This window comes from Rubinisphaera margarita, from assembly GCF_022267515.1.
Lineage (GTDB): Bacteria > Planctomycetota > Planctomycetia > Planctomycetales > Planctomycetaceae > Rubinisphaera > Rubinisphaera margarita.
On sequence record NZ_JAKFGB010000020.1, the window covers coordinates 215501 to 238477 of the forward strand.

The 22977-nt window shown below is 58.8% G+C and carries 16 protein-coding genes; 12 read left to right on the forward strand and 4 right to left on the reverse strand.

What is annotated here, in order from left to right; translation table 11 throughout:
• Positions 1 to 87 precede the first annotated feature (87 nt).
• Both L1A08_RS19515 and L1A08_RS19520 read left to right on the forward strand, forming a co-directional pair.
• A complete protein-coding gene (locus L1A08_RS19515; RefSeq protein ID WP_238758211.1) occupies positions 88 to 501 on the forward strand; it encodes a carboxypeptidase-like regulatory domain-containing protein in 414 nt (137 codons plus the stop codon).
• A 257-nt stretch (positions 502 to 758) separates the two neighbouring features.
• Positions 759 to 1766: a DUF1559 domain-containing protein gene (locus tag L1A08_RS19520; RefSeq protein ID WP_238758212.1), complete on the forward strand. Its 1008-nt coding sequence runs from the start codon at positions 759 to 761 to the stop codon at positions 1764 to 1766.
• A 385-nt stretch (positions 1767 to 2151) separates the two neighbouring features.
• Here L1A08_RS19520 and L1A08_RS19525 read toward each other — a convergent pair whose 3' ends face one another.
• Both L1A08_RS19525 and L1A08_RS19530 read right to left on the reverse strand, forming a co-directional pair.
• Entirely contained in the window at positions 2152 to 3681 is a 1530-nt protein-coding gene (locus L1A08_RS19525) for a YifB family Mg chelatase-like AAA ATPase (protein WP_238758213.1), read from the reverse strand.
• Between the two features lie 172 nt (positions 3682 to 3853).
• Positions 3854 to 5218: an outer membrane protein assembly factor BamB family protein gene (locus L1A08_RS19530; protein ID WP_238758214.1), complete on the reverse strand. Its 1365-nt coding sequence runs from the start codon at positions 5216 to 5218 to the stop codon at positions 3854 to 3856.
• 280 nt (positions 5219 to 5498) lie between these two features.
• On the opposite strand from L1A08_RS19530, the gene L1A08_RS19535 reads away from it, so the two are divergent.
• Together L1A08_RS19535 and L1A08_RS19540 are read left to right on the forward strand one after the other, a co-directional pair.
• The gene (locus tag L1A08_RS19535) at positions 5499 to 8942 is read left to right on the forward strand and encodes a pyruvate carboxylase (RefSeq protein WP_238758215.1); all 3444 of its coding nucleotides are present in this window, start codon (positions 5499 to 5501) and stop codon (positions 8940 to 8942) included.
• Between the two features lie 127 nt (positions 8943 to 9069).
• Positions 9070 to 9747, forward strand: a complete 678-nt coding sequence (locus tag L1A08_RS19540; RefSeq protein WP_238758216.1) for a DUF4328 domain-containing protein — start codon at positions 9070 to 9072, stop codon at positions 9745 to 9747.
• 5 nt (positions 9748 to 9752) lie between these two features.
• Here L1A08_RS19540 and L1A08_RS19545 read toward each other — a convergent pair whose 3' ends face one another.
• Positions 9753 to 11288 (reverse strand): hypothetical protein, encoded by a 1536-nt coding sequence (locus L1A08_RS19545; RefSeq protein ID WP_238758217.1) that lies wholly within the window; start codon positions 11286 to 11288, stop codon positions 9753 to 9755.
• A gap of 222 nt (positions 11289 to 11510) precedes the next feature.
• On the opposite strand from L1A08_RS19545, the gene L1A08_RS19550 reads away from it, so the two are divergent.
• From L1A08_RS19550 to L1A08_RS19570, 5 genes are all read left to right on the forward strand, one after another.
• The gene (locus tag L1A08_RS19550) at positions 11511 to 12431 is read left to right on the forward strand and encodes an AraC family ligand binding domain-containing protein (protein WP_238758218.1); all 921 of its coding nucleotides are present in this window, start codon (positions 11511 to 11513) and stop codon (positions 12429 to 12431) included.
• An 81-nt stretch (positions 12432 to 12512) separates the two neighbouring features.
• Positions 12513 to 14186 carry an L-lactate permease gene (locus tag L1A08_RS19555; protein ID WP_238758219.1) on the forward strand — a complete coding sequence of 558 codons (1674 nt, stop codon included), beginning with the start codon at positions 12513 to 12515 and terminating at the stop codon, positions 14184 to 14186.
• A gap of 21 nt (positions 14187 to 14207) precedes the next feature.
• A complete protein-coding gene (locus L1A08_RS19560; RefSeq protein WP_238758220.1) occupies positions 14208 to 15185 on the forward strand; it encodes a dihydrodipicolinate synthase family protein in 978 nt (325 codons plus the stop codon).
• The gene (locus L1A08_RS19565; RefSeq protein ID WP_238758221.1) at positions 15172 to 16125 is read left to right on the forward strand and encodes a proline racemase family protein; all 954 of its coding nucleotides are present in this window, start codon (positions 15172 to 15174) and stop codon (positions 16123 to 16125) included. Before L1A08_RS19560 ends, L1A08_RS19565 begins: the two co-directional genes overlap by 14 nt.
• A 103-nt stretch (positions 16126 to 16228) precedes the next feature.
• Positions 16229 to 16915: a response regulator transcription factor gene (locus L1A08_RS19570; RefSeq protein ID WP_238758222.1), complete on the forward strand. Its 687-nt coding sequence runs from the start codon at positions 16229 to 16231 to the stop codon at positions 16913 to 16915.
• Between the two features lie 46 nt (positions 16916 to 16961).
• Here the strand turns inward: L1A08_RS19570 and L1A08_RS19575 are convergent, their stop codons facing one another.
• Positions 16962 to 17471, reverse strand: a complete 510-nt coding sequence (locus L1A08_RS19575; RefSeq protein WP_238758223.1) for a peroxiredoxin-like family protein — start codon at positions 17469 to 17471, stop codon at positions 16962 to 16964.
• 287 nt (positions 17472 to 17758) lie between these two features.
• Here L1A08_RS19575 and L1A08_RS19580 point away from each other — a divergent pair, with 287 nt between their 5' ends.
• From L1A08_RS19580 to L1A08_RS19590, 3 genes are read left to right on the forward strand one after another with little or no spacing between them, the layout of a single operon-like run.
• Complete coding sequence (locus tag L1A08_RS19580) at positions 17759 to 19303, forward strand: sulfatase family protein (protein ID WP_238758224.1); 1545 nt, start codon at positions 17759 to 17761, stop codon at positions 19301 to 19303.
• Positions 19304 to 19360: 57 nt separating this feature from the next.
• Positions 19361 to 20770 (forward strand): sulfatase family protein, encoded by a 1410-nt coding sequence (locus L1A08_RS19585; protein ID WP_238758225.1) that lies wholly within the window; start codon positions 19361 to 19363, stop codon positions 20768 to 20770.
• Positions 20771 to 20820: 50 nt separating this feature from the next.
• Positions 20821 to 22965, forward strand: a complete 2145-nt coding sequence (locus L1A08_RS19590; protein ID WP_238758226.1) for a sulfatase family protein — start codon at positions 20821 to 20823, stop codon at positions 22963 to 22965.
• The last annotated feature ends 12 nt before the right edge of the window (positions 22966 to 22977 follow it).

Genomic DNA, 22977 nt, shown 5'->3' on the forward strand with positions numbered 1-22977 from the left:
CCATCCGATTAAAACTGTCGACGTGAGTTGTTTTCTGTCCAGTGTTGTCGGGTGATTTGCGAGACACTTTTGATCGAGGATGCTCTCTTGTTTCGACCAGCCGCTCTGCTGATGTTTTTGGCTTTGACCAGTCCCGCGTTGCTTGTCGGTTGCGGCGGAGGCGGCTCGTCCGATCAGCCGGAACTCGGCAAGGTGTCGGGCACAGTGACGATGGATGGACAGCCGTTGTCCAACGTGACCGTGACGTTCGTTCCCCAGTCCGGAGCTCCGTCGTTCGGCGTGACGGATGAGTCGGGCAAATACGAACTGACTTACAGCGGAAGCGAAAAGGGAGCCGCGATCGGAGAGCATAAGGTGTCCATCACCACCCCGACCGAAGGGCCGCCCGAACCCGGATACAAGGATCCCGTGCCGACAAAGTACAACGAAAACACGACGCTGACTGCGACAGTCGTCGCGGGAGACAACCCGTCGATCGACTTTGCTCTGGACTCCAAGTAGCTCCAGCCGCGTCTGGAACCATTCAGCGGAATCGGCGCAATCCAAGGCTGGGGAGCGATTTTCGTGAAATTACGGAAATTCCCCCAGTCAATTGTTGATCTGTGTCTAGAGAACGCTATTGTTCCATATCAACGGGTCTGCATCAGCTGATGCAATGAAACCGTCGCTCCAATCGACAGGGCCGTGCTTTTTCTGAGGTGCCTCAGAACTGTCGATGTCCAGCACTCTCACCTTTTTCGGAAAAGGACTGCGCTTACATGCGTACCATCTCCCTCCCCGTCTCTCCTCGGAATGAATCACGCAAGCGGGCCTTCACGCTGATCGAACTGCTGGTTGTCATTGCCATCATTGCCATTCTGGTCGCGCTGCTCCTTCCGGCTGTTCAGCAGGCTCGGGAAGCCGCCCGTCGCAGCTCCTGCAAGAATAACCTGAAGCAGATCGGTCTGGCTCTGCATAACTATCACGACGTCCACAATGTCTTCCCGCCGGCCTTCATTCACGGCGGTGGCGGCAGCTACTCCACCAGCACCACCTACACGGCTGCTCAGCTGTCAAACGGACTTGGCTGGCAGACTCACATCCTGCCCATGGTTGAACAGCCTGCTCTGTACGATCAGATCGGCAGCCAGACAAACGGTTACGCCGTTCACTGGATGGACAAGAACTTTGACGGCACGATCAACGACCCGATCGACGCTGCCAAGCAGATTATCTCCGCCTACAACTGTCCGTCCGATCCCATGGCTGGACTGAACAGCAAGCGGACCGCCGCTGGCACCGCCGTCGGTAAGACCAACTACCTGGCTGTCTCGGGAACCAGTGCCGCCACAACCTTCAACGGAACGTTCTTTGTGAACTCGCGGATTGGGTTCCGTGACATGACCGATGGTACGACCAACACCATGATGGTGGCAGAACGCTCGACGATTGCCGATCGTTCCGACCTGCTCACCTGCGGAACCGAAGCCTGTAACTTCACTGGCGGTGTCTGGATCGGACCCCGTTACATTTCGCTGGCTGGTGGCGGATGGCACCCGGGTGTCAACCCGCAGGACGTCGCTGCCTTCGGCGGTGCGAACACCTATCAGGTCGCACGATCGACGCAACCGTGGGGCGACGACTGGATCTTCTCCAGCCCGCACCAGGGCGGCATTCAGGCTGTCATGGGCGACGGCTCGGTCCGCTTCCTCTCGGAAAACATCTCGCTGGTCACCTACTCGGCCATCGTGACCCGCAACGGCAACGAAGTCGTCGGCGAGTTCTAATCACGATCGGCGTAAAGAAATCAAACCCGGCCGTTCCCCAGGAACGACCGGGTTTTTCTTTTGCGCTCATCCAACAATTGCGGGGGCAAAATAAACGCGATTAAGGGGTACCCCCGGTTGCTCTGCTACCGGGGCCGACGAAGTCGGCAAGAGGTCTGGGAACTGATCGTTCAGTTCATTGAACAAGGTACTCGAAGTACGACCTCTTGTGGCTGCGCTACCCCGGTTGAATCAACCAGGGCTACCCGCACACTCATCGTGGACGTTCAAGTCGAACGGCACTTCCCTCATCGTTCCAGAATAATCGGCCATCCACTGGCATGCTTGCCCTGCCTCTTTGAGGCGATGCAGGCATGGCACCCGTTTGTTGGAAACGGTCTTTCACTCACGACCAGTACTTGCGGTCCAGGCTTCGGTAGTTCACCGCTTCACTCAGGTGGATCTCGGTGATCAACTCGCTCGCTTCGAGGTCGGCGATGGTGCGGCAGACTCTCAGGATGCGGTCGTGAGCCCGGGCGGAGAGGCCGAGTTCTTCCATGGCGGCTTTGAGGAACAGCTCGGCGTCCGGCGTTAGTTTGCAGTGCTCGCGGATCTGGCGGGTCGTCATTCGCCCGTTGATGCGATTGGGAGCGGATGCGAAGCGGCGTTCCTGAATCTCCCGGGCCTGCAGAACCTGCTCTTTCATCTGAGCCGAGTTGGTCCCCTCCTGCTTGTCGGCCAGTTCCCGGAACGGCACCGCCGGGACTTCAATATGGATATCAATACGATCCAGCAGCGGGCCGCTGATCTTGCTCAAATACCGCTCCATCGCCTGGGCATTCACACGATGGCCGCCGTCCGGTCCGTAGCCGCTGGGACTCGGGTTCATCGCGGCGATCAGCATGAAGTCGGCCGGGAAGGTCGTGCTGCCAATCGCCCGGGTGATGGTCACGTTCTGGCTCTCGAGCGGCTGCCGCAGCACTTCGAGTGTCCGTTTGTTGAACTCGGGAAGTTCATCGAGGAAGAGAACGCCGTTGTGCGCGAGAGAAATCTCCCCCGGCTTCGGCACACTTCCGCCCCCAACAAGACCGGCTTCACTGACCGTATGATGCGGCTCGCGGAACGGACGCTTCAGAATCAACGATTCACCGTTCGACAGCAGCCCGGTCGCCGAGTGAACCCGCGTCGTTTCCAGACTCTCATCCTGCGAGAGTGAGGGGAGAATCGTCGGAATGCGCGAGGCGAGCAACGTCTTTCCCGATCCCGGCGGTCCGATCATCAACAGATGATGACTTCCGGCCGCGGCGACGGTCAGCGCTCGTTTGGCGAACTCCTGTCCTTTGACATCGGCGTAGTCGATCTGATACCGGCCGTATTCTTCGACCGCCTCTTCCCAGCGGAAGGGAGCCGGTTCGATCGGCAGCTGTCCGTTCAGAAAGCCGACCGCTTCGGTGAGCGACTGGATCGGAATGATGTCGACTCCTTCGACCACGCTCGCTTCGCGAACGTTCTCGGCTGGAACAAGCAGACCCCGCTGCTGATGATTCCGAGCTTCCATCGCCATCGAAAGGGTGCCGCGAGCCGGGCGGAGCGAACCATCGAGCGCCAGTTCGCCGACAGCCGCATACTGCGACAACTGCTCCTGATCGAGCTGCCCACTGGCGGCGAGAATGCCGAGGGCAATCGGCAGATCGAGCGAAGCGGCTTCCTTCGGCAGATCAGCCGGCGACAGGTTGATCACGATTCGATCGATACAGCGAACGTAACCACTGTTGACAATCGCCCGTTCAATCCGATGCGTACTCTCCCGCACGGCGGCCTCGGCGAGCCCGACAAGAATCGTCTTCGGCAACGCCCCCGGCGAAATATCAACCTCGACCTCCACGGGCCGCGCATCGATGCCATACAACGTAAAACTGAGAAGACGCGCCAGCATGAGAATCGAGAACGTTCGCAGAAATCAAAGTGGTCGGACAACAGCAAACTGACGGGAACACCCGTCAATTGCTATCCTGCCACAATTGTTCAGCGATTGCCAGCCAGCAACCATCACGGCTTCGAAGTACGGGTGGCCCGACCGTTCCGGGCGGGCCACCCGTAAAGATCTCTCACGGCACGGCTCGAATACAGACCACCTCTTCCTCATTCTTCAGCAGCACGTATCCGTTCGAGATCGCCGGGGCTGAGAAGGCGGGTTCGGCCAGCAGGGGTTCGGTGGGTTCCTGGAGTTCGGTCAACTCGTGGGGATTGGTGCTGATGACGGAGATCTTGCCGGATTCGCCGTAGAGGAGGATCGAGTCGCCGGAGATGACGTGGGTGCCGCGGCCGAGGCGGCCGTTGTATTTCCAGAGCAGTTCGCCGGAAGCCAGGTCGACGCAGCGAAAGCTCTTGTCGAAGAAGTGCCAGCCATACAGGTAGCCGTCGCGGCACGTGAGCGGGTTGAACTGACTGACGAGGGTCCGCTTGTCCTGGCGGATTTCTTCGAAGCCGCGATCAGGCAGAATGCGGAGATACTTCGTGCCGGCCTGATAGGCGGTGAAGATGACGACATCGCCATAGATGACCGGCGAGGTCGCATTCACGAAGTCCTCTGCGATTGCTTTGAATGGGAACGACCAGTCCTCGGCTCCGGTGTCGGGATTCAGTGAAACGGCGGAGTCGGCGGCGAGGACGAAACAGAACGGCTGGCCGTGAATCGTGGCCAGTTGCGGCGTAGCGTACGACGCCGTGTGAGCGGTGCTCGTCCAGCGGGTTTCGCCGGTCTGCTGATCGACGGCGATCACACCGGCTTCCGGTTCTCCACCGACGTTGAGGAGGAGCATGTCCTTATAAACGGCGGGGGTATGTCCGACGGCGAAGACGTTCTCCGGGACCTTGTAGTCTTCGCTGAGGTTCCGTTCCCAGATCGTCTCCCCGTTGGCAAAGTCGAGGCAGCGAAGCATGCCTTGTGCGCTCTGGACATAGACGTGGCCGTTGAGGATCAGCGGCGTGCTGTATGGTCCACTGCTGTGGGGCGGGTTCGGGCAGACATAACTGGTCGGATCGCGGCGTTCCCAGATGACATCGCCGGTGACGAGGTCGTAGACCGACGTCAGTTCTTCATCGCCGATCCGATGCAGCACGACCGCTTTCTGCTCGGCAATCACTGGAGAGCTGTACCCGGTGCCGATCGATCTCCGCCAGACAACTTCAGGGGCGGAACCGTTCCAGCCGAGTGTTTCTGCGCGATCGGTCGGGACAATGCTGTCAGAAAGAGGGCCGAAGAGTCGGGGCCAGCCTTTCATCAGCTCCGCGGGGGCGGCTCGGTCGACTTCTCCGACTTCGATCGGGGCGAGTTCGTCGAGCGTATTGGGGCCGGGCGGCCGGGAAATGAGGAACGGCGTCAGCGAGCCGGACCCGATGGCGGCGATCGTTCCCAGGCCGAGACCGAAAAAGACCAGCATGGCGGAACGGAACGTGCGCGAACGACTCATTTTCTGGCAACTTTGCTGTGAAGAGTTGGGATCTGTGCCATCTTTCGAATCGAGGGTGACGGCGTCAACGACCGCTGAGTTTTTCGCCGAATCTTCATGAAATCAGAGAGACGCCCTCGCTGACGGACCGATTAACTCACTTTGAAACAATCTCCGTCGCTCAAATTGCGAATTCGTTTTCGTTTCACTATCGTCAGGACGATCTTATCTGAGTTCTCGGATGTTTTACCTGATCAATGATTCCGTACGAGTCCGACAATACGAAAGCTGCCGCTGACTTATGAAACCGATTACCAAGCTGCTGGTTGCCAACCGGGGTGAAATCGCGATCCGTATCTTCCGTTCCGCCACGGAGTTAGGCATTCGGACGGTGGCCATCTATTCCTACGAAGATCGCTATGCGTTGCATCGCTTCAAGGCCGACGAAGCCTATCAGATCGGCCGGGAGGGGGAGCCGATCCGGACGTATCTCGACATCGAGAGCATTGTTCGGCAGGCGAAGGAATGTGGAGCCGACGCCATTCACCCGGGTTACGGGTTCCTGTCCGAGAATCCCGATCTCGCCAGAGCGTGCGAAAAGGCGGGGATCACGTTCGTCGGCCCCTCGATCGATTCGCTGGAACAGCTCGGCGACAAGACAACCGCCCGCCAACTCGCAAAGAAAGCGGGCGTGCCGGTCCTTTCCGGCAGTGGAAAAGCGATCGCCACGGAAGAAGATGGCCTGAAGCAGGCCGAGAAGGAAGGATTTCCGATCATCCTGAAAGCGGCCAAAGGGGGCGGCGGACGCGGGATGCGGGTCGTGAACAAGGCCGAAGATTTCAGCGGGGCGTTTCAGTCGGCTCAACGGGAAGCACTCACGGCGTTCGGCAGTGCGGATGTCTTTATCGAGAAGTTCGTCGAACAGGCCCGGCACATTGAAGTGCAGATTCTGGGCGACCGTCATGGCAATCTGACGCATTTGTATGAGCGGGACTGCTCGGTGCAGCGGCGGCATCAGAAGGTTGTTGAAATCGCCCCGGCTCCGAATCTGTCGGACAAGGCGCGGCAGACGTTGCTCGAATCGGCTCTGAAGATCGGCAACGAAGTCGGCTATTACGCAGCCGGTACGGTCGAGTTCCTGGTCGACGCGAAGACCGACGAGGTCTACTTCATCGAAGTCAACCCGCGTATTCAGGTCGAGCACACGGTGACCGAAGAAGTGACCGGGTTCGACATCGTGAAATCGCAGATCCTGATCTCGTCGGGCCACAAGCTGACCGATCCGGAAATTGGCATCGACCCGGCCAATCCGCCGAAGCCCAACGGGTTTGCCATTCAGTGTCGTATCACCACGGAAGACCCGACCAACGGCTTCATGCCGGACTACGGCCGGGTGTCGCACTATCGTTCGGCCAGCGGGATGGGAATTCGCCTCGACGCCGGCAGCGCGTTCTCAGGAGCCGTGGTGAATCCGTTCTACGATTCGCTGCTGGTGAAGGTGACCGCTCACGGCCGCACTTATCGCGAGACGGCTCGACGGATGCTGCGTTCGCTGCAGGAGTTCCGAATTCGCGGCGTGAAGACGAACATTCCGTTCCTCGCCAAAGTGGTCACGCACGAGACCTTCCTGGAAGGAAACTGCACGACCCGCTTCATCGACAAAACGCCGGAGCTGTTCGAGTTCCCGAAACGCCAGGACCGGGCGACGAAGGTTCTGAAGTACATCGGCGAAACGATCGTGAACGGCAATCCGATCGTGAAGGATCGCCCCAAAGCAGTGCGTCGCATTGAAGCGCCGGTGCCGAGCTTCGACAGCACGCAGCCTCGCCCGGAAGGAACCCGCGACAAGTTCCTCGAACTGGGAGCCGAGAAGTTCTCGAAGTGGATCACCGAGCAGAAACGGCTGCTCATCACCGATACCACGTTCCGCGATGCCCACCAGTCGCTGCACGCGACCCGCTTCCGGACACGCGATCTGGTGAATATCGCCGAAGCCTATTCGTATCTCTGCCCGTCGCTCTTCTCGCTCGAAATGTGGGGCGGAGCGACCTTCGATACCAGCATGCGATTCCTGCATGAATGTCCGTGGCAGCGGCTCGCCGACATGCGGGAAGCGGTGCCGAATATTCTGACGCAGATGCTGCTGCGTGCCTCGAACGCGGTCGGGTACACGAACTACCCGGACAATGTGGTCGTCGAGTTCGTGAAGGAAGCCGCTCAGACCGGGATGGATGTCTTCCGCGTCTTCGATGCCCTCAACTGGGTGCCGAACATGAAACTGGCGATGGAAGCAGTCATTGATTCGGGCATGATCTGCGAAGCCTCGATCTGCTACACCGGCGACATCCTCGACCCGAAACGATCGAAGTACAACCTGAACTACTATGTCGATCTGGCGAAGCAGCTCGAGAAAATGGGCGCTCATATTCTTGCCATTAAGGACATGGCCGGTCTCTGTAAGCCGGACGCCGCGACTCTGCTGGTGAAGACGTTGAAGCAGGAAGTGGGGATTCCGATTCACTTCCACACGCACGACACAGCTGGAATTCAGGCGGCAGCGATCTTCAACGCGGCTGAAGAGAACCTCGACATCGCCGACTCGGCCATGGCTCCGATGTCGGGCGGAACGTCTCAGCCGAACCTGAATACGGTCGTCGGCGCACTGCGATTCAGCGATCGTAATCCGGAGCTCGACGCCGATGCTCTGGATGACATCGCGACGTACTGGCGAGCCGTCCGCGAGTTCTATGCTCCGTTCGAGAGTTCGGTTCTGCCGGCGACATCGGACCTGTACCGGCACGAGATGCCCGGCGGCCAGTACACGAACCTGTTCGCTCAGGCACAGGCGTTGGGGCTTTCCGATCGCTGGTCGGATGTCTGCGACGTTTACGCGACGGTCAACGAGCTGTTCGGCGACATCGTGAAGGTGACCCCGACATCGAAGGCGGTTGGCGACATGGCCCTCTTCATGGTGGCCAACGACCTGACGGCCGAGGACATTCTCGATCCCTCCCGAGAGCATGCCTTCCCGGCTTCGGTGATCGACCTGATCGGCGGCATGATGGGACAGCCTCCGGGGGGCTTCCCGGAAGAGATCAAGAAGATCGTGCTCAAAGACAATCCGGGGCTGAACGATCGTCCGGGAGCCAGCCTGCCGCCGGCCGACATGGACAAAGCCCGGGAAGAACTGACCAAGCTCCTCGGCCGGGCACCGCAGAATCGGGAAGTGATCAGCTATCTGCTTTATCCCAAAGTCTATGCCGACTATGCCCGTCATGTGATCGAGTATGGCGATGTCAGCATTCTGCCGACGCCTGTCTTCTTCTATGGCGAAGAGCCGGGTGAAGAGGTCGCGGCGGAAATCGAAAAGGGTAAGACGCTGATCATCAAATACCTGACGAAGTCGCAGCCGCATCCGGATGGCACGCGAACGGTCTTCTTCGAGCTCAACGGTCAGCCGCGCGATGTGACGATCATCGACAAGTCGCTGGAAGGGGACGCCGTCCAGGCGGTCAAAGCCGATCCGAACGATCCCAAGCAGGTCGGAGCCTCGATGCCGGGCATGGTGGTCACCATTGCGGTGAAGCCGGGCGATAAGGTCAAGAAGGGCCAGAAGCTGTTCAGCCTGGAGGCGATGAAGATGGAAAGTACCATCAACGCCGAAACCTCCGGCACGGTCGCCGCCGTGCATATGAAGCCAGGCAGCCAGGTCAACACGGGCGACCTGGTGGTCAGTTTCGAGTAACGACCGGCATTGCGGTTGAAATCGTACTGCGGGACAGGGCAGTAAGGGGCCAGTTCGCCTGCCACATCCACGAACTGGCTCAACGTGACTTTCTATTTCGCCCCCTCCCACTGCGAACAGGTTTTCAATGACCCTCAAGCCACTTTCGCGACTGGCTACACCACTGCTGGTCCTGCTCAAACTTCAAATCGTTCTGTTGGTGATCGCTGTCATCTTCGACATCACTCAGGTTTATCTCTTCCAGCAGGCCAGCGAGGGTGTCGATGTTGTCGAGTCCCTCGAGTCCGTACTCTTTGGAAACGGCATCGTTGCGCTGGTTCAAGTCGCTTTCTTCGTGATCACCGGAATAATCTTTCTCCGGTGGAAGTATCGCGCCAATAAGAATCTGCGAGAGTTGTCGACCCAGGAGTTTGAGTACACGCCGGGATGGGCGGTCGGGGCTTACTTTGTCCCACTGGCCAATCTCGTCATGCCCTATCGAGCGATGAAAGAGATCTGGACCGCCGCTCATCGGCAAGAAGAGGAACAAACCAGATTTCTGGGGCTCTGGTGGGGAGCCTGGATCATTTCCGGAACTCTGGGGCAGTTGTCTTTTCGGATCAACCAGGGGGCGGATGACCTGGAGTCATACACTTACGCGGCCGCAGCTGATTTCGCCTCCGATGGGTTTGATATTCTGCTGACCTTGATCGCCATCGTGCTGGTGTCGCGGATCACCACGGCCTATCAGGAGAACTATGCGGATGTCGGAGGACAGGATTGCGAGAGAACCGATGAGTTCGCAGATGATGCCCCCGGGTTCTGAGGAACCTACTTCTCACTCTCACTCACATCTCGAAGCATTCTGACAGCCGAAGTCTCAAACAACTCCTGCCATTCGGGGGCGACCAGGGTGTCGCAGTCTTCCTGGGCATAGCCGGTGTTTGTTCGCTGGATCACCGTGGGTGTGTAGTAGATGTAGCCGTTGGTGTAGCCGGCGACGAAGGCGGCGGGATCGTCGATTTGTTTTTTGATGTTGAGGCCGACTTCGACGGTCAATTCGCCGGGGAAGGTGACGAGTTTGAAGTCGCCAATGCGGAGGGCGCACATCTCGACCGACAGGGTGCTGCTGTCGGCTTCCTGGGTTTCCTTTTGATGCCGCTTCAGTAACGCAAGGTTGGCGTTGAGGCGTGTCAGTTCTTCCATGACCTTGATGTTCGCCAGATAGGCTTCGACCTGGGCCCGGTTTTCTGCATCGAGCCGCTTGAGGTCGTCGCGGCCGATCTGTTCGTCGTGCAGATACCCCTGCGCATAAGCCGAGGGGAACTCGGGGTTCATCTTCTGTTGAATCAGCAGTGGCATGAACGTCTTGAAGTTGATGTTCGTACGACGCAGTGAGTTGACCAGCTTGTCGCGTTCGGTTTCGATGGCATCGATTCGCTGCTGATAGTCGGTCGCCCGGGGAATGGTGAGCACCTGATGGTCGATCTCAAGCGATTGACTGTCTGATCGCGGCAACTCCTGGGCGGCGTCCAGGACACGAGTTCCGAGGAAGTAGCCGAGTGTCTCGGCGTCGGGTGGCTGATGGACCTCCTTGTAGCGGACCGGATTGATGTCGCCGCCGCAGCCCTGAATGAAGAAAGCCATCGCATCGCCGTCGAAAGCGGTCTCCACCAGAGTGGACGCATAGCCGGGGAAGTCGGCTGACGAGCCTTTGCTCGGCGGGTTCATGATCGGGTGGCAGGCGAAGTTGTAGACAACCGCGAGCGGGCGACCATCTTCGCGGTCGAGTCGCAGCAGCCCCACTTCCGGATCGATCGGACCGACTTTGGCGATGTCCTCATCCCAGGCGAATGAATACGCCCGTCGCATATCGACCTGACTCCCATCCTTGAGGAAGACTCGACGATTCTCGCTGATTCGCGGCTCGTGAGCCGTGCCGACCGAAACGCGCACCGGCTCCATCTGTTTCGCGGCTTCGCGAACGATCTTCACCACCAGTTGGTCAGAATCGGAACGGACGCTGCCGTGGCAGTGACTCGCATTCACGACCAGATTCTCAGGCGAAATGCCGGGGTCCTGACGCAACTCGTCGCGGACGCTCTGCATGAACGAATCGGGAATCGCTCCAATGCCGCCAATGGCGACCGCATCGACCGTAATGAGCACGGCCGTCGTGTCGCCCTGCTTGAGCACAAGAGCTTTGGCGTAACAGGGATCGTTAACGCGGGCGACGTCCGGATTCGTAATCTCAATCCGGGCGACCCCGGCGAGCAGGGGCTCCGCTGCAGTGGACTGCGAGAAAGTGGAGAGGCAAAGCGTGAGAACGAGAACAAGAATCGCAACTGGCTGTCGTCGAACGGGCATCGTGATTCCTTGCGAAGGTCAGCATCGGGGAGAGCACTTAGGCGTATTCGTTTTCAGCCTACAGAATCGAACTTGAAGAAACGAGCGCGACGGTCTGATTTCAGTTTCTCAGGCGCGTGACCCCTGCAAATCTGCTAGATTGAGGAGGTCGAATGAAACGGACGAGCGGCGTCTGAAGGACGCCCGCAAGGCATTTCGGAATGGACAAGAGGGGGACAAGCCATGAGCACTGTCGAAACCCATTTGAACAAAACCTGGGCGACTCGGGCGATCAGCTGGGAGTACGGAGCAGCCGCCAGTCCTGATCTGGTTGATGTGCCGATTGAACCCTTTCCGGCGAGTCTGCATGAGATCGATGAAACGAGCATCATTCCGCTCGATCTCTCGCGTGTGATCGGCACGCCGTGGCAGGCGACTACGCCGAGTCTGCTGGCGCACTTCATCGCGATTAAGTCGGCAGAGTCGATCCAGCTGGCGGAGAAGACATCGTCGGAAGTGTTCTTCGTGATGCGGGGAGCCGGGAGACTGGTGACCGATCAGGGAACACTCGAGTGGAAGCAGGGTGATGTCTTCACGTTGCCTCGACACGATTCCGTCGTTCTGGAAGCCGATGAGAACTCGGCGCTCTACTGGGTGCACGACGGTCCCCTGTTGAGATACCTCGGCTCGGAGCCACAGCAGAAGCGGTTCGAGCCGGCGTATTATTCCCGCGAGTATCTGCAGACTGAAGTCGACCGGATTCGCCAGACGGGGATTGACGAGCAGCGCAATCGCAACGGGATCATTCTTGGCAACCCGGCCAGTTCCGATACGAAGACGCTGACGCATTGCATGTGGTCGCTCTTCAATGTGCTGCCGGCTCGATCGGTGCAGAAGCCGCATCGGCACAACTCGGTCGCCGTCGATCTGGCGGTCTCCGCTGCTCCCGGCACCTACACGATGATCGGCAAAGAGATTGACGCGAAAGGGAATATCATCAATCCGGTTCGAGCCGACTGGAATCCGAACTCGGTCTTCGTCACGCCGCCCGGCTGGTGGCATTCGCATCACAATGAATCCGATGAAGACGCGTATGTCTTCCCGGTTCAGGATGCAGGATTGCAGACATTCCTGAGGACACTCGACATTCAGTTCGTTTCTTGAGACAGACCGCTCGACCGCATCTCTGCGGATGACACGGCAACACCATTGAGTCCACTGCATTGACGCCGGAGGCGACCCAGGTTGATCGCTGTTTTACTCTCGCTCTTGCCGCTGCTGGTGGTCGGCATTTTGTTAATCGGCCTCCGCTGGCCCGCGGCTCGGGTGATGCCGCTTTCTTACATCACGATTCTGCTGGTCGGCTATTTCTACTGGCAGTTGCCGCCCGCTCAGCTGGCTGCGGCAACCGTTAACGGATTGATCGTCTGCGCGAGTCTGCTTTACATCATCTTCGGGGCGATCCTGCTGCTCAACACATTGAGCGAATCGGGCGGACTGGCCCGGATTCGCGCCGGCTTTCTGGCGATCTCGCCCGATCGTCGTGTGCAGGTCATTATCATCGCCTGGCTGTTCGGTTCGTTTATGGAAGGGGCGGCCGGCTTTGGCACGCCTGCGGTCATCTGCGTCCCGCTGTTGATTGGCCTCGGTTTTCCCGCCCGGGCAGCCGTGATAGCCGGCATGATGATTCAGTGCACGCCGGTTTCGTTCGGGGCGGCCGGTACGCCGATTCTGATTGGGGTCGATAAGGGACTCGCGGCGACGGAAACGCTGCAAAGTGAACTGAGTGCCATCTACGGAACTCTCGAACGTCGCGAGATCCTGGAGCAGATTGGTCTGCGGGTGGCTCTCCTGCATGGAGTTATTGGTACGGTGATTCCGCTGGCGATTGTCGCTACGCTGACGCGATTGTTCGGTGAGGAACGCTCGTTCAAGCAGGGGTTGCGAATCTGGAAGTTCGCGATCTTCGCCGCCCTGGCGATGATCATCCCCTACGTGACGATTGCCTTCCTGCTCGGCCCGGAGTTTCCGACGTTGATTGGCTCGCTGATCGGACTGGCAATTGTCATCCCGGCGGCCCGCAGCCGGTTTCTCTGTCCGGAGGAGCCCTGGGACTTCCCGCCGAAAGAAACATGGTTGGATGGCTGGACCGGCGACTATGCGATCGAGCCACAACTTGGGACTCAGATGCCGCTGGCTGTCGCCTGGGGGCCTTATCTGCTGACGGCCGCTCTCCTCGTGCTGACGAGACTTCCCGGGCTGGGGCTCGATGCCTTTCTCAAAACGTTCACGCTGCCTCCGACGGGAGAGCCCCTTCAGAATCTGTTCGGGTCGAACATCTCCGCTTCGCCCATTCCGTACCTGTATCTGCCGGCTGCCGTGTTCATTGTGTCGAGTCTGTTCGCGGTGATGCTGCATCGCATGCCTGCAGCCGCGTTCCGCACGGCTCTGTTCCGCTCATCCCGGCTGATGATTCCGACGTCAGCCGCTCTTGTCTTTACGGTTCCCATGGTGCAGATCTTTATCAACTCCGGTGGAGGCGCCGGGGTGGAGCAGGATATGCCGACTGTGCTTGCCAACGCAGCCGCTCAGGCGTCCGGGACCTGGTGGCCCCTGTTCTCGCCGGCCATCGGTGGACTTGGCGCCTTCGTTGCCGGGAGTAATACGGTCAGCAATATGATGTTCGCCCAGTTCCAGTTTCAGACGGGCGTCCAGATTGGCGTCAATCCGTTGTGGATTGTCGCTGAGCAGGCGGTTGGCGGGGCGGCTGGAAACACGATTTGTGTGCATAACGTCGTCGCCGCGTGTGCGGTTGGGGGGCTGTTTGGCCGCGAGGGGGGAATTCTCCGCGTGACATCGTTTCTGTTTCTCTACTACGTGACTGCGGCCGGGCTGATCGGCCTGTTTCTGGTCCGCTGATTCGCAACGGAAGGTTGTCCGATGAACGAAGCTGCTCAGGTTTTTCGAGGCTGCATTCCGGCTCTGATGACGCCCTGCCAGGCCGATGGGACGCCTCACTACGAGGAACTCGTGGCGACCGCACAGCGGTTGATCTCGCGTGGAATGCAGGCGGTCGTCTATTGCGGCTCCATGGGAGACTGGCCGCTGCTGACTGACGAGCAACGCATGGAAGGCGTCCGGCAACTCACGGAAGCCGGCGTGCCGGTTGTTGTGGGCACGGGGGCACAGAACACGAAACAGGCGGTCGCACACGCGGCTCATGCCCTGGAAGTGGGAGCGGCCGGGCTGATGGTCATTCCCCGCGTCTTGTCGCGAGGTTCATCGGTCGCCGCACAGCGGGCTCACTTCGCCGAGGTTCTCAACGCGGGTGGAGACCTGCCCGCAGTCATCTATAACAGTCCGCACTACGGATTCGAAACGAAAGCCGATCTGTTTTTCGATCTGCGATCGAGCCATGAGAATCTGGTCGGGTTCAAGGAGTTCGGCGGAGCAGACTCGCTGACCTACGCGGCTGAGCAGATCACGAGTGGAGATCCCGATCTGGTCCTCATGGTCGGCGTCGATACGCAGGTCTTTCACGGTTACGTGCGTTGTGGCGCCCGAGGTGCCATCACCGGAGTCGGCAACGCGTTGCCCCGGGAAGTATTGAGACTGGTCCAGCTCTGCGAACGGGCCGCCGAGGGGGATCCCGACGCCCGACGTCTGGCTCATGAACTGAGCGATGCGCTGGCTGTCCTCTCGAAGTACGACGAAGGTTGCGATCTCGTGCTCTATTACAAGCATCTGATGGTGCTCGAAGGGCACACCGGATACACACTGCATTTCAACAGTTCCGACCGTCTATCGGACAGTCAGCGGAGTTACCTCGAAGCCCAGTGGGCCCAGTTCCGCAGCTGGTGGAGTACCTGGCCGGGGGCGTCCGATCAGCCGAGCGAGGTCGCTGATGCGGTTCATTGACTCACATACCGAAGGTGAACCAACCCGCGTCATTATTGCAGACGGTCCGGACCTGGGATCGGGCTCGCTGACAGATCGTCTCGCTCGTTTTGCCAGAAACTTCGACCACTACCGGCGAGCCGCAATGCTCGAACCTCGCGGGGCAGAGTCACTCGTGGGGGCACTGCTGTGCGAGCCGGATCATTCGCACTGTGCGGCGGCAGTTATCTTCTTCAATAACACGGGCTATCTGAAGATGTGCGGTCACGGCACGATCGGTCTGGCGGTGACGCTGGCACACATGGGGCGTCTGGAGACAGGGATCGCCGAGATTCAGTCACCGGTCGGAATCGTGAAAGTCGAACTGCTCGCCCCGAACGAAGCCGCCGTCGAAAATGTGCCGAGCTATCGCTACCGGAAGAACGTTGAAGTGAACGTCGACGGGCTGGGACTTATTCAGGGGGACATCGCCTGGGGCGGGAACTGGTTCTTCCTGGTCGAGCGGTCGCCAGCACCTTTGACGCCGGCCAGTATCCCGGAACTCTCCCGATGCGCCCGACTGATTCGGAGAGAATTGGGTCGGCAGGATATTACCGGAGAGAACGCCGAGGAAATCGACCACATCGAGTTCTTCGGCCCTCCAGCGGCCGCTGAGGCCCACAGCCGAAACTTCGTCTACTGCCCCGGCGGGGCGTTCGATCGCTCGCCGTGTGGAACTGGCACCAGTGCCAAACTGGCCTGTCTGGCAGCGGATGGGAAACTCGCCCCGGGCGAAATCTGGATCCAGGAAAGCATCATTGGCAGCCGATTTCGGGCTTCGTATCGAACGGGGGAATCGGGCACGATCATTCCCCGAATTGTCGGTACCGCCTTCATTTGCGCCGAAGGACGATTGATTCAGCAACCGGACGATCCGTTCCGGGATGGAATTGTACTTACCGACGGATGGGCGACGCTTTGAGAAGATTTTCAGGAAAATACCGATTGGCTTTCCGGGAATCTCGTCTAAGTTGAATGTTGGGACCCCAACGACTTCGAACTAGACGCAGTGAAAGGAGGCTCCGATGGCAGCGGCAGTCGCTACATCTCGCCTTGCGGCCCATCAGGTAATCAAAGTCTTCATCGTTGACGATCATCCCATTGTCCGGCAGGGATTGAGGCAACTGATCAGTCAGCAGGAAGATCTGATCGTCTGTGGTGAAGCCGAGGGGATGTCCCAGGCAATGCAACTTTTCTTCGAGACGAAGCCCCACGTCATGCTGGTGGACATCTCTCTGGAGAACGGCAATGGAATCGAACTGGTCAAGGAGTTGATCGCCCACGATCGGGGGCTGAACATCCTTGTCTGCTCCATGCACGACGAAGCTCTGTATGCAGAGCGGGCTCTTAGGGCGGGAGCGAAAGGGTACATCAACAAGGACGAAGCAACCGACCGGCTGATTGAAGCCGTGCGTCGTGTGGCGTCCGGACAGATCTTTCTCAGCGATGAAATGACGCACCGGTTCCTGTCACGGCAAGTCGGAAAGGGGGAAGTCGCCCCACCGGGTCCGATGGAATCGCTGTCAGACAGAGAACTTGAAGTCTTCGAGCAAATCGGCCATGGCATGAAGACCCGCCAGATCGCTGAACGACTGCATCTTAGTCCGAAGACCGTGGAGACCTATCGCGAAAACATCAAACGCAAACTGAACCTGGCGAACTCCGTGGAACTGACTCAGCACGCCGTCCAGTGGGTGTTGGAGAATACCTAAGCGGGTAAACTGCTCCAGAGCGAGGGACAGGTCATCAGGCTCGGTCTCAGGCTTCGCCGCGGCCGGGGTAGTCTTTCTCGATGATGAAGTCGATACCGGTGAGCAGTTCATCAATATCCGGTCGCGTAAACGGCATCGTCTGAATCGAAGCGGCGTACAACTCGCCATCCGGCCGCACGATGAACAGCCCCGGCTCACTAAAGATATCGGGCTCTCCCTGCTTGATGCCCTTCGAGACATACAGTCCCCACGTTCTCGCTTCCTCGATCGGCAGGCCATACCCGAGGGGAATCTTGCTGATTTTCCATTCTTCAGCCGAACGCTCGGCTCGCTCTTGAGTATCGCTGCTGATCGCGATTGCGGTGATTCCACGCGATGTGATCTCATCCATCTTCCGGTCGATACTGTGGAGATATTGCCGACAGATCGGACAATGGTAACCTCGGTAGAAGAACAGGAAGGTGAAGTGCTCCGGAGACTGGTCACCGAGGCTCCAGTCCTGACCACCGACCGTTTTGACTGTGAGTGATGGCACCTGCGTCTGCGGCTTCAGCATCTTGATCTCCCTGGTTGAATCTCCTGTCTGAGAGCTCCGTCCACGCTGGGAGAGAGGTCTCTATTCCGATTGTATCCGTCAGAAGAGAGATGCCCATCCCTTGGTCTGGAGACTCGGAGAAATCCGCGTCGAGACGGGAGTCTTTCCATCTGCTTCCGTTCTACGGGTGGCGGCGTACCGTCGAGCGATTAGCCGGAATGCTCCGCTTGTCGTTGACGGAACGTTCGCGTCGATCAATACTCGATCACATGCGCAAGTCTTCTTTGATCCATCGAGGGAAGTGTGAAATGCGACGAGCGTTCCGACGTACCGGTTTGATCGGGCCGGCAACTCAGAAACTGCCGCTCCTGATTGTCGCGGCGACATGGTTTCACTTGGCAGGCGGTTCGTCGAGCACCTGGGCCGAATCGCCCAAGGACGCTCCGAATTTCGTTCTGATCTACACCGACGATCAGGGTTATCAGGATGTCGGCTGTTTTGGTTCGCCGGACATCAGGACTCCTCGACTTGATGCGATGGCGGAGGCGGGGATGAAGTTCACCAGTTTCTACGCTCAGCCGGTCTGCGGGCCGTCACGGGCCTCACTGATGACGGGCTGTTATCCCATGCGGGTCGCAGAACGCGGCAACACGAAGCAGGTCCATCCCATTCTGCATGAGAATGAAATCACAATTGCCGAAATCCTGAAAACGAGAGGCTATGCCACCGCATGTTTTGGGAAATGGGACCTGGCGAAACATGCCCAGGAGGGATTCTTCCTGGACCTGTTTCCCACGCGGCAGGGATTCGATGAGTTCTACGGAACGCCGACCAGTAACGACCGAGTCGTCAATCTTTACCGCAACGAACAGTTGATCGAAAAGTCGTCCAACATGGCGACGCTCACCCGACGTTACACTGACGAAGCGATCGAGTTCATCAGGAAGAGTCAGAACGAGCCGTTCTTCGTCTACATGCCCCATACGATGCCGCACACGCGCCTGGCGGCCTCGGCGGAGTTCAAAGGAAAAAGCAAACGCGGGTTGTACGGCGACGTGATCGAGGAAATCGATTTCAATGTCGGCCGAATTCTGGATGTGCTCGACGAGCTGGGCCTGACCGACAACACGTATGTGTTCTACACAAGTGACAACGGTCCCTGGCTGATTAAGAACCGGAATCACGCAGACGGACATTTACCGGGCGACCACGGGGGATCCGCCGGACCACTTCGTAGCGGCAAGACCTCGACATTTGAAGGGGGTGTTCGCGTCCCGGCGATTCTGTGGGGGCCCGGACGCGTGCCTGCCGGAACAACGTGCGAGTCCATCGCAACGACGATGGACATTCTGCCAACGCTGGCGGCTCTGGCTGGTGCAGACGTTCCTGCTGATCGGGTGATCGACGGCGAAGATATTACTCATCTCTTTCAAGGCCGCTTCGAAGAGGCCGATCCCGACAAAACCTACTTTTATTATCTGCACGTTCATCTCCAGGCCGTGCGACAGGGACGATGGAAACTGCACCTGCCGCGGAAGCCGGAAGCGAGCGAGACGTCTCAGTTCCACCACAACCCGCACATCGCTCCCGCGGACAAGGCCGGATTCGACAGCCCGTTTCTGGTTGATCTGCACGAAGACCTCAGCGAGACTGAGAACGTCGCCGCCGAACACCCGCAGGTTGTTGAACATCTGCTGGAACTCGCGGAATCGATGCGGGCCGATCTCGGTGACTACGATCGCGTTGGCGAGAACATGCGGTTTTTCGATCTGGCGGATGTACGTCCGGCGAAGCCACCGGTTCCACCGCCCCGTCATCTACGGCGACAAAAGGCTCCCAGAGCGGAAAAGTGAACCGCTCCAGATCCCCGGCTCGAACTCCATTGAAACACTCCTTCGGACCCGCCATTTATGAAGCATGCATTCTGCGTTCTCGGCCTGATCTGCCTTGTCCTGAGTCCCTCGTGGAGAGGCGAAGCTGAAGCAGGGGACCGTCCCAATATCATTCTGTTGCTGGCGGACGACCTGGGCTACGGAGACCTTTCGTGCTTTGGAAGTCCCGCCGTCGAAACTCCTCACCTCGATCGGCTCGGGAAAGAGGGGATGAAGTGGACGCGGTTCTACGCTGCGTCGGCGGTTTGTTCTCCGACGCGAGCTTCGGTGTTGACCGGTCGCTACCCGTTACGTTTCGGAATTACGAAACATTTCAACGATGTGAATCGATGGCTGCCCGAGTCCGCAACGACCACGGCCGAGCTGCTGAAGGACGCCGGGTACAACACGGCTCACGTCGGCAAGTGGCATCTCGGCGGTCTGCATGTCGACGAAGAGGGGCAGCGGCTCGATAATCAACCGGGGCCGCGACAGCACGGGTTCGATTTCTATCAGACTCAGATCGAACAGCAGCCGGTTCGAGGCCGCATGGGCCGGGAGAAGACGCTCTTTCGCGAGGGAGGAACGGTCCTCCTGCGTAACGATCAACATGTCGGTCAGGACGATCCTTATTTCGACAAACATCTGACGGACGCGAATGGCGACTTCGCCGTCGAACTCATTGAGAAATTCGCCGACGAGAACAAGCCATTCTTTCTCAACGTCTGGTGGCTGGTCCCCCACAAACCGTACGAGCCTGCTCCCGAGCCCCACTGGTCAGAAACCGCGGCTGAAGGGATCAGCGAAGATCAACATCGTTTTCGCTCGATGGTGCAGCACATGGATGCCAAAGTCGGGCAAATTCTCGACAAGCTCGACGAACTGAAGATCGCCGACCGCACGCTCGTGCTTTTTACGAGCGACAATGGAGCGGCCTTCGAGGGATTCATCGGAGACCTGAAAGGGGGGAAGACCGATCTGCATGACGGCGGATTGCGCGTGCCAATGCTCGTCCGCTGGCCCGCGTCGATCCCAGCCGGCCAAACCTCGGAGACGTTCGGCCATACCAACGATCTGTTGCCCACATTCTGTGAAGCAGCCGGAGTTGAAGTGCCGGATCAACTGCCCCTTGATGGACTGAGCTTGTTAACGCACATGACGGGAGGTCCTCCCCCGGACGACGACGAACGGGGCACCGTCTTCTGGCAGCTTGATCTGTATCGAAGCATTCAACGCCATTATCCGAAGCCGAAACCATTCGCGACCGAAGTTGCCATGCGCGGACAATGGAAGTTGCTCGCGCTCAATGGGAAGCCTGTGGAGCTCTTCAACATCGAAGCGGACCCGAACGAGCGGCGAGACGTTCTCGACGATCACCCGGAACTGGTGGAGTCGTTGACAGCCGAACTCAATGCCTGGCTGCAGGCCCCTCGAACTGTCAGCGAGTAAAGCCTGAGGAAGAACTCTTCAAGACAGCCTCGATCTTCACAAGGGACACCATGAACCGATTGTCAGAACGTTGGATTCTGGGGCTCGTGATCGCCTCGACTGTCGCGATCACGTCTGCACCTGCTTTTGCGGATCGCGGTCCGAATGTCGTTCTGATCTTCGCCGATGATCTCGGTTATGGCGACCTCGGCTGCTACGGCGCGACGAAAGTGCAGACGCCCAATATTGACCGACTGGCGTCGGAAGGGCGGCGATTTACGGACGCGCACTCGGTCTCGGCTGTCTGCACACCGTCCCGTTATGCGCTGCTCACTGGGGAATACCCGCTGCGAGCCAACGGGGGGAGAGGCATCTGGGGACCGGCTCCTGTAACGTCGTCCCTGTTGATCGATACGGAGAAACTCACGATCGCTGACGTCTTCAAAATGAACGGCTACGAGACAGCAGTTCTGGGGAAATGGCACCTGGGATTCAAGGACGGATCGAATGACTGGCGGGAGCCGTTGCGACCCGGGCCGCAGGATCTCGGATTCGACTATTACTTCGGAATGCCTGTCGTGAACAGCGCTCCGCCGTATGTCTATGTGGAGAACGATCGTGTTGTCGGTAGCGATCCCGACGATCCGCTGGTCCATCGGCCGGGGAATGCCAAGGAAGTAACACCGATCACCCCCATTCCTCCAGAGGCCGCACAGCGATCACGCAATCAGTTCGGTGGGGCGGTGGAAGCTCACCAGCGATTCAACGACTATGAGGTCGGAACCACGTTTGCGAAGAAGGCGGTTGAATGGATCGAGGAACGAAAGGAGAAACCGTTCTTCCTGTATCTCGCGACGACCAATATTCATCACCCCTTCACGCCTGCCAAACGGTTTCAGGGCACTAGTCAGTGTGGTCTCTACGGGGACTTCATTCACGAACTCGACTGGATCGTTGGGGAAGTTCTCGCCTGTCTCGAAGACAACGGCCTGACCGAAAATACCCTGGTGATCTTCACCAGCGATAACGGCGGCATGTTCAACCACGGTGGACAAGCCGCGTTCAAAGCCGGGCATCGGCAGAATGGCGACCTGCTGGGCTTCAAGTTCGGCGTCTGGGAAGGCGGGCACCGTGTGCCATTCATCGTCCGCTGGCCCGGCAAAGTGAAGGCCGGGACGACATCCCATGAGCTGATCGGCCATGTCGATCTGCTGGCGACGTTTGCGGCTGTGACGGAGCAGGAGTTGAATGACGATCAACTGGCAGACAGCGTTAACATGCTGCCCGCGTTTCTGGGCGAACCGGAAACGCCGATTCGGGACCACCTGGTGCTCGCCCCGCATAAGGGAACGCATCTGTCGATTCGCAATGGGAAATGGATGTTTATTCCCCGGCAGGGAAGCGGCGGCTTCTCCGGCAGAAAGCCCGGCGACCATACGTTTGCCGGACCGCCGGCCGTCAGCTTCGTGGGATCGGTGAACAGCGACATCGAAGACGGCCGAATCAAAACGGATGCCCCGCCGGCCCAGCTTTACGATCTGGCGGCTGATCCCGGCCAGTCGGAGAATCTGTTCAACGCGTATCCTGAAGTCGTGAAGGAGCTGAGTTCTCTGCTGGAACGTTACAAGCCGCAAGTCGAGCCTGGTGTCGGAAACTCCAGACAGCGAGGATCGAGTGACCCTGCCAGGAAGACGCCAGCTCGGAAAAGTCCCCGGACCGCGTCTTTCGACTTCGAGTCTGGCAAGCTCGATCCGTGGAGGATAGTGGCAGGAGAGTTCGGCCATCTGATCGGAAGCCGATCCGAGTTTTTCAGAAGCGAAAAAGAATACAACAAGCAGGGGACTTACTACCTGACCACGCTCGAACCGTCGGCGACTGCGGAACGAGGGCAGGACAGTCAGACCGGCGTGATCGTTTCGCCGCTGTTCATCCCCACTCGAGGCACAATGACCTTTCGAATTGGGGGCGGGCGGGGGAAGGCAACTTATGTCGCGCTCTGCACTGCTGACGGTAAAGAGGTCGAGTTCGCCCGTGGCATTAACGATCAGGTTATGCAGAACGCCACGTGGGATCTCACGCCATACGCGGGGCGAAAGATGTTTATAAAAATCGTTGACCATTCCACGACCGGCTGGGGCCATATCACCGTCGACGATTTTCAGTTCGATGCTGAGGTGCTGAACGAGTACCCCGACACCCGTGTCCATTCGAAATAACCGATCTCGCTC

Coding starts and splice junctions, on each gene's coding strand:
- L1A08_RS19545 (WP_238758217.1), bottom strand. CDS start 11,288: ATGCCCGTTCGACGACAGCCAGTTGCGATTCTTGTTCTCGTTCTCACG.
- L1A08_RS19575 (WP_238758223.1), bottom strand. CDS start 17,471: ATGCTGAAGCCGCAGACGCAGGTGCCATCACTCACAGTCAAAACGGTC.
- L1A08_RS19550 (WP_238758218.1), top strand. CDS start 11,511: ATGAGCACTGTCGAAACCCATTTGAACAAAACCTGGGCGACTCGGGCG.
- L1A08_RS19590 (WP_238758226.1), top strand. CDS start 20,821: ATGAACCGATTGTCAGAACGTTGGATTCTGGGGCTCGTGATCGCCTCG.
- L1A08_RS19560 (WP_238758220.1), top strand. CDS start 14,208: ATGAACGAAGCTGCTCAGGTTTTTCGAGGCTGCATTCCGGCTCTGATG.
- L1A08_RS19565 (WP_238758221.1), top strand. CDS start 15,172: ATGCGGTTCATTGACTCACATACCGAAGGTGAACCAACCCGCGTCATT.
- L1A08_RS19570 (WP_238758222.1), top strand. CDS start 16,229: ATGGCAGCGGCAGTCGCTACATCTCGCCTTGCGGCCCATCAGGTAATC.
- L1A08_RS19530 (WP_238758214.1), bottom strand. CDS start 5,218: ATGAGTCGTTCGCGCACGTTCCGTTCCGCCATGCTGGTCTTTTTCGGT.
- L1A08_RS19540 (WP_238758216.1), top strand. CDS start 9,070: ATGACCCTCAAGCCACTTTCGCGACTGGCTACACCACTGCTGGTCCTG.
- L1A08_RS19520 (WP_238758212.1), top strand. CDS start 759: ATGCGTACCATCTCCCTCCCCGTCTCTCCTCGGAATGAATCACGCAAG.
- L1A08_RS19585 (WP_238758225.1), top strand. CDS start 19,361: ATGAAGCATGCATTCTGCGTTCTCGGCCTGATCTGCCTTGTCCTGAGT.
- L1A08_RS19535 (WP_238758215.1), top strand. CDS start 5,499: ATGAAACCGATTACCAAGCTGCTGGTTGCCAACCGGGGTGAAATCGCG.
- L1A08_RS19580 (WP_238758224.1), top strand. CDS start 17,759: ATGCGACGAGCGTTCCGACGTACCGGTTTGATCGGGCCGGCAACTCAG.
- L1A08_RS19525 (WP_238758213.1), bottom strand. CDS start 3,681: ATGCTGGCGCGTCTTCTCAGTTTTACGTTGTATGGCATCGATGCGCGG.